Origin of the sequence: Streptomyces sp. NPDC058663 (assembly GCF_042716745.1) — a bacterium.
In the GTDB taxonomy this organism is placed as follows: domain Bacteria; phylum Actinomycetota; class Actinomycetes; order Streptomycetales; family Streptomycetaceae; genus Streptomyces.
Window position 1 is genome coordinate 10,763 of sequence record NZ_JBHXRV010000090.1, and the last position, 6,865, is coordinate 17,627.

Below are 6,865 nucleotides of genomic sequence, written 5' to 3' on the forward strand. Positions count from 1 at the left end.
GCCTGGGGCGGGCCCTCGGCCCGCCTGCTGCTCGGCCCCTGGGGGCACGGCCTCGGGGCCGCGCCCCGCCCCCCCCCGGGCCCCCCCCCCGCTCGTTCGTGCGGCGGCAGGACGTCCGCTCAGGTCAGCGCACCTCGATGCTGGCCCCGCGCGCCTTGCCCCACCAACACCCCTCGGACGCGGTCTTCCCCGGCTTGAGCCAACTGGAGAAGCTGTCCGGCTCGGCCTTGTCGCAGTCGACACGCAGCCGCCAGGTCCCGCTCCCGCTCTTGCACGTACCGGTGAATGTGTCCTTGTCGACGCGGGACGTACTGCATCCCGACGGCACCGCCTCAGCCGTCGTGGTCGTCAGCATGACCGCACCAAGAGCAGCCACGACAGGCAACGCCAACCGCTGGACCCACTTCTGGTTCCTCACGTCTTCCTCCTTGCCTTTTTGCAATGCAGCCTCAGGGACCCCACTGCTTGCGCCAGGTACCCGAAGCTCGTTCGATCAGAAACGATAGCCACGTGGAATTCGGGGCACATCCGGGTGGGCCCTGAAAATGTTTCAGCCGCACCATTCACGCCGTTTTCTGCCCGTAACCGGCCCGGACCTGCGATTTCCCTGGATATCCGGGCGATGACGGAGCAGTATCGTTCGAGTTTCCCCGCAAGGAAATTCGGCGGATATTCGTGCAGTCAGGTTCCTGAACAGGGAAACTCCCCTTCCTCGGGGGGGGAGATGCCCCCCCCGTGCCACAGCCGAGGCACCCTCAGGCCCGGCTGCGAACAGGGAGGTTGCCGGTTCAGGACAGCCGGGCTCTGCCTCACCCGCGCCTGCCAGGGCGCCTCCAGACCCACTGCCGATGGCGTTCCTCCGCAGCAGGCTGGGCCTTTCCAGGTGGCGACGTTCTCCATGGCCGAGCAGCCGGCCGGGTGACACCGACGCGCCGACGCGGCCCCAGGGCGAGCGGGCCCGGCGGGGGTGCCGAGCACCAGGGACTCGGGACGTGACTGTCCCACCCGTGCGCCGGGCCAGCCCGCTTGCGCGACGCGGGAGCAGCCGCCCTACGGCGCCCTCCGGTCCAGCGCCCGCTCCCGGCCCCGTGCCTTCGCCTGGCGGCGCTGTGCGCCGCGCAGCCGGCCCATCCACAGCGACAGCCCGGTCACGAGCACTCCCAACAAGGCAGCCACCCACCAGGGCGCGTCGGTCTGGTGCGAAAAGCGTGGCGTGGGCCGTGGGGCTCTGGTTGGTCGCCACGGTACTGCTGTGGTGGGGGGCTTCCTCATGCCGCACCGGATCCCCCCGGAGCCACCCGCACGCCTGCGCCACGACCCGCCCGCTCCCCACAAGTCTTGGAGGGCCAACCCTTTGTGATGAGGCGGTACCTACGAAAACCAGTTTGGCGCCATTGCCCTATCGGGTTCGTGCAGAAACGTATCCCCACATTCTCATTCTGGGTGTCCGTCGGTAAACCCCAATCACCCTCATTGACTACCCCGCAAGGGAATTCAGGAAATCCGGGAAGGCGAGCCCTGTGCGCCGTGTAGCGTTTGTGTCGCGAGGTGTCCGGGTGCTGGTCGTCCGCCAGAAGTCTGTGCCGCCCGAGCACTGGCGGGTCTGTTGCCCCGGTCTTCCAGTCGATGGATCTCGCACTGCATTTGTCCCTTCGGATCCGAGTGTTGCCCGATTCCGGCGCCCGCAGGGGACGGTCGTTTCGTGGAACCGCTCAGAAACGGGCACGAAAATGACCACCGAGCACTCCAGTACGCCTGTGGCGTCGCTGCCGGCCAACGACGACTACCGGCTGGGCCCCGACGCCTACACCGATGAGCAGCGGATCGCGGTTCTGGCCAAGCTGGAGGGGTACCTAGGCGAGCAGCGTGGCCGCCTTCTCGGGTATCAGGTGAACCTGTCGCTCGACGGCCACGCCGCGCTGGGGCGGTTCCTCGGCTACCACCTCAACAACATCGGGGACCCGTTCGTCGACAGTCACTACAGCCTGCACTCGCGGTGGCTGGAGCGGGCGGTCCTGGAGCACTACGCCCGGCTGTGGCACGTCACTCTGCCCGAGAATCCGGACAGGCCGCGCGTGGAGGACGGGTGGGGTTACGTGCTGTCGATGGGCAGCACGGAGGGCAACCTGTATGCGATGTGGAACGCGCGGGACTACCTGGACGGCAACGCCCTGGTCCGCGACGAGATCTCCGGTGACGCCAGCTGCCGCACCAGCTACCTGCGCGCCCAGCACCCCGACGACAACCCCAACGCCTACCTGCCCGTGGCGTTCTTCTCGCGGGAGACCCACTACTCGCACATCAAGGCGATGCGGGTGCTGGACATCCCCACGTTCTACGACCTGGGCGGAAGCCGCTACCCGGGCGAGTGCCCGATCGACCTGGCCGGCACCGGGATGCCGACGTACAACGGCTGGCCGCTGGGCGGTGTCCCGACTACGGGCGGTGAAGAAGGCCCCGGCACCGTCGACGTCGACGCGCTCGTCGCCGTCGTGGACTTCTTCGCCGCCAAGGGCCACCCCGTCCTGGTCAACTTCAACATCGGCAGCGTCTTCAAGGGCGCGTTCGACGATGTCCAGGGCGCCTGCGAACGCCTGCGCCCTGTCTTCGAGCGGCACGGCCTGGTCGACCGCTCCGTACGTTTCGACCCCGACGACCTCGATCGCGTCAGCACCCGCAACGGGTACTGGATCCACGTCGACGGCGCCATGGGCGCCGCCTACGCCCCCTACCTGCAGAAGGCCCGCGACACCGGGCTCCTCGACACCGCGCCGCCGGTCTTCGACTTCCGGGTCCCCGAGGTGTCCTCCATCGTCACCAGCGGCCACAAGTATCCCGGAGCGCCCGTCCCCACCGGGATCTACATGTCCCGCGCGGGGGCCAAGCTGCGCCCGCCGTCCGACCCCGCCTACGTCTCCTCCCCCGACAGCACCTTCGCCGGCTCCCGCAGCGGCTTCGCCTCCCTCGCCATGTGGAACCACCTCGCCCAGCTCGGCGAGGAGCAGCAGATCCGCCAGGCCGCCGAGGTCCTGCGGATCGCCCAGTACACCGCCGGACGTCTGCGCGCGCTCAGCGAGCAACTGCGGGAACGCGGTGAGCCGTGGGCGGAGGACGGCATCGAGGTCGGGCACGGCGACCACGCGCTCAGCATCTGGTTCCAGCAGCCCCGCGCCGAGATCACCCGGAAGTACTCACTGGCCTGCATGCCCCTCAACCTCGGCGGCCGCCGTCACGACTACAGCCACGTCTACGTCATGCCGCACGTCACCCAGGAGGTCATCGACGAACTCCTGGACGACCTCGCCCGGCCCGGCGCCTTCGACCGCTCCGCGGACCCCGACGCCGAACGGCCGCCCCTTCCCGGCCGGCGCTGATCCCCGGCCGGCCGCGCATGAAGCGGCGCTAGTCCGTCCGTTCGGTCGTCCTCGCCGGTACGGGCGCGGGCGACGGCGAGCTGACATGATCTCCCCGTCCCACCCGGTGCCCGGTGCCGGAAGCGTCGTGCAGTGACCGGCGGCGCGGCGTGCACCGGGTGCCGGACGAGCGGCACGTCGCCATCAACTGGACCGGCAGAACGGAGTGGAGGCTGTGCGCCTTTTGCTGACTTCGGACACCCATGTACCCAAGCGGGCCAGGGAGCTTCCCGCGCCCCTTCTCGCGGCGATGGACGAGGCCGACGTCGTCTTCCACGCGGGCGACTGGGTGGACGCGGCGACCCTGGACGTGTTCGAGGCCCGTGCGCGGCGCCTGGTGGCCGTCCACGGCAACAACGACGGGCCCGAGCTGCGGGCCCGGCTCGGCGAGGTGGCCCGGGCGGAGTGCGCGGGGCTCCGCTTCGGTGTCGTGCACGAGACGGGGCCGGCGCAGGGGCGCGAGCAGCGGTGCCATGCGCGTTTCGCCGACCTCGACGTCCTGGTGTTCGGCCACAGCCACATCCCGTGGGACACCACCGCGCCCGGCGGGCTGCGCCTGCTCAACCCGGGCTCGCCGACGGACAGGCGGCGACAGCCATACTGCACGTACATGACCGCCGAGGTGACGGACGCCCGGCTCGTCGACCTCCGCCTGCACCGCGTGCCGCCCCGAACCTGACGAGGCGCTGCCGGACGGCGACATGCCTGAGACGGACAGGACGAGACGGCCGGACGACGGTTGCACCGATACGGCCAGAAGACGGAAGACGCGCCTCTGCGAGGTACGCATCGCCGTCGGGCGGGAACGCAGGGCAGATGACTTCCTCTCCGAGACCGGGTCCTGATCCCGACCCCGACACCACTTCCGGCCTGGAGGCCGGCGGGGGCGTGCCGCCGGGCGAAACGCCGCCCGGCGAGAGCAGCATGTCCGGGGCCGGGCCGCAGGACACGCACAACCCGACCAAGGGCTGGGCGAAGGCGCCCCTGACGCTGATCATCGGCCTCGCGGTGGTGGTGGCGGCGTTCTTTCTCGCCTACGCCATCGTCCTGCTGTTGTGATTCGTAACGGCGGGCATGGGTGCCTGGCGTCCCCGCCCGCTGGTGGCTCGTGTTCGGGGAGGTGGCCGGCGACGACTCGTCTCGTTGCCGCTCACCTCATGGTCTGGTCGAATTCCTGCTGCGCAAGTCCCCGTTGGGAAAGCGGGGTCGGCTCGTCCCGGCTGTGACGTAGGCCGTCGAGGACGAGGGTGAGGTAGCGCTTCCACAGGTCCGGGGCGACGCCGTAGCTGTTCAGCGTGATGGTTCCGAGCATGGTCTGGATGAGGGCGGTGTCGGTCGGCTCGACGTCGTCGCGCAGACAGCCCGACTGCTGGGCACGGGTGATGAGCGCACCGATGGGCGGGGCTGAGACGTTCACGGGTAGCTGTGCTCATGGAGCAGCAGTGCACGAGGGCGTCCCAGGGGTCCTCCCGTGTATGCACGTCCTCCGCCGGCGTCACCACGCGCTGGGCTTCGCTCTCGAAGACGGCGAGGATCGACGACGGCACGACCGAGGACGCTCCGTATCGAAACACCTGATGGGGTCCGTGTCTCGCCCCGTGCCGCGATGATCACGGTGTGGGGCGAGGGGATCTTTCAGTTGATCAGTGGGCGGTGCTGGGGCCGTTGTTGCCGGTCGCGGGATTGGGCAGGCCGTCGGTGTGCCGGCGGCGGTTGATCGACGGGATCCGCTGGCGGGTGCGGACCGGCGCCCCGTGGCGTGATCTGCCCACGGAATACGGTCCGTGGCAGACGGTCTATGGGCTGTTCCGGGGCTGGCAGCGCAATGGCGTCTGGGCGTCAGTGCTGACCGGGTTGCAGGCCCGGGCGGATGCCGTCGGGCTGATCACCTGGGACGTGAACGTCGACTCCACGATCTGCCGGGCCCATCAGCACGCGGCGGCGCCCGTCGGGACGGTCAAGCCCAGAAGGAGCCGCCGGGCGGCTACCGGTCCGAACCGGATGATCACGGTCTGGGCCGGTCCCGCGGGGGCTGTACCACGAAGATGCACCTAGCCTGTGAGCAAGGACAGCGGCCGTTATCGCTGCTGGTCACAGCCGGTCAGCGGGGCGACAGCCCGCAGTTCACGGCCGTGTGGGAAGCCATCCGGGTTCCTCGCCCCGGGCCGGGCCGGCCCCAAGTTCGGCCGTTGCGGGTGCGGGGAGACAAGGCGTATTCGTCGCGCGCGAACCGTGCCTATCTGCGTCGGCACGGTATCCGCTGCACGATCCCGGAACCTGCCGATCAGGCTGGCCACCGCAAACGTCGGGGGATGCCTGGCGGGCGGCCTCCGGCCTACGACCGTGAGGACTACAAGGCCCGGCACGCGGTCGAGTGCGGCATCAACCGGCTGAAGCGGAACCGGGCGGTGGCCACCCGGTTCGACAAGCTCGCGGTCCGCTTCGAGGCGACCGTTCTCATTGCCGCAATCAACGAATGGCTGTGACCTGCCGGAAGTGTCGGTCCCGCATGTCATTCTGGCCGCGGTCAGGTCAGCAGGTTGAGGGGAGACAGAGGCCATGGGGGCTGCGTACTACCGGGCCGAGAGTGCGAGCGGCGACCACATCGAGGACCCGTCCGAGGACGCGTTGTTCATGCTGGTCGACGACCTCAACGACTCGGACAACACCTTCGTCGTCATCCAGCCCGATGACGACGACCCGGCCTGGTTCACCTCCGTCGCGGTTCTGGACGAAGGCGGCTACGAGGTCGTCCGCCGTGACACCACCCGCCGCGAACACGACGTCGTCACCGAGTCCAGCATCGATCGGATCGCCCGCGACCTCACCATCTGGATGGCCGCCCGCGACTTCCCCGGACGGCCCACCCAGCACACCAGCAACTTCCCAAACACGGCCTGGGTGTGCTCGTTGTTGCAGCCGCTTTGGACGCGCGTGAGGGTTTGAGCCTGTCGGATGCTGCGGAGGGAGGCACGGAGGCGACGGCCGTCGTCGGTGTCGGGGATCTTGACTCGCTCGGGATCCATGGCTGCGAGTTTTGCGAGGAATCCGGCCGGATCGTTGCCACGCAGGTGCTCGGCGTGCACGCGGTACAACGCCTTGTAGAGCGCCTGCGAGATGCCGGGATGGTAGGTGGCGTCGAAAGGTGCCAGCGCCGCCAGCAGTTCCGGAACCGGATCGAACGTGTGGCTGGCCCGCCGACGGCGGTAGGCCTTCTGGCGGCACGCTGCACCGCAGTACGCAGAATCTGCACGCCCAGCCGTTACAAGCTCACCGCGGAGCCGCAGGGGCGACCTGACCCGTTCCCCCCGTTACGTTTCCGCGTGAGGGGTGTGCGGCAGGCCCGCGAGCACGTCACCCCCGTTATGTTTTTCGCGGTCCTGCAATGGGGCCGCTGGCCTCCGGGCCCGGTATGACTGTGTCCCCTCTGTCGATCGGATGACCTGGGGGGT

6 protein-coding genes and 1 pseudogene are annotated in these 6,865 nt (G+C 69.2%); 5 read left to right on the forward strand and 2 right to left on the reverse strand.

Annotated features, from left to right (window positions below; translation table 11 throughout):
- Positions 1-124: 124 nt before the first annotated feature.
- Positions 125-418: a hypothetical protein gene (locus ACFWVV_RS36890; protein WP_384358826.1), complete on the reverse strand. Its 294-nt coding sequence runs from the start codon at positions 416-418 to the stop codon at positions 125-127.
- Between the two features lie 1,312 nt (positions 419-1,730).
- Between ACFWVV_RS36890 and ACFWVV_RS36895 the strand changes: the two genes are divergently transcribed.
- From ACFWVV_RS36895 to ACFWVV_RS36905, 3 genes are all read left to right on the forward strand, one after another.
- Entirely contained in the window at positions 1,731-3,374 is a 1,644-nt protein-coding gene (locus ACFWVV_RS36895; protein WP_384358816.1) for a pyridoxal-dependent decarboxylase, read from the forward strand.
- Positions 3,375-3,588: 214 nt separating this feature from the next.
- Positions 3,589-4,092, forward strand: a complete 504-nt coding sequence (locus tag ACFWVV_RS36900; protein ID WP_384358818.1) for a metallophosphoesterase family protein — start codon at positions 3,589-3,591, stop codon at positions 4,090-4,092.
- A gap of 137 nt (positions 4,093-4,229) precedes the next feature.
- Complete coding sequence (locus tag ACFWVV_RS36905) at positions 4,230-4,472, forward strand: DUF6480 family protein (RefSeq protein WP_384358820.1); 243 nt, start codon at positions 4,230-4,232, stop codon at positions 4,470-4,472.
- Positions 4,473-4,563: 91 nt separating this feature from the next.
- Here ACFWVV_RS36905 and ACFWVV_RS36910 read toward each other — a convergent pair whose 3' ends face one another.
- Complete coding sequence (locus ACFWVV_RS36910) at positions 4,564-4,830, reverse strand: hypothetical protein (RefSeq protein WP_384358822.1); 267 nt, start codon at positions 4,828-4,830, stop codon at positions 4,564-4,566.
- A gap of 200 nt (positions 4,831-5,030) precedes the next feature.
- Here ACFWVV_RS36910 and ACFWVV_RS36915 point away from each other — a divergent pair.
- Together ACFWVV_RS36915 and ACFWVV_RS36920 are read left to right on the forward strand one after the other, a co-directional pair.
- Positions 5,031-5,899 (forward strand): IS5 family transposase gene (locus ACFWVV_RS36915; protein WP_384358824.1). Its coding sequence is split into 2 segments (ribosomal slippage): positions 5,031-5,352 and positions 5,352-5,899, totalling 870 coding nucleotides; the frame shifts between segments, so codons are not numbered across the junction.
- 73 nt (positions 5,900-5,972) lie between these two features.
- Positions 5,973-6,299, forward strand: a pseudogene (locus ACFWVV_RS36920) (hypothetical protein); the annotation flags it as partial.
- Positions 6,300-6,865 lie beyond the last annotated feature (566 nt).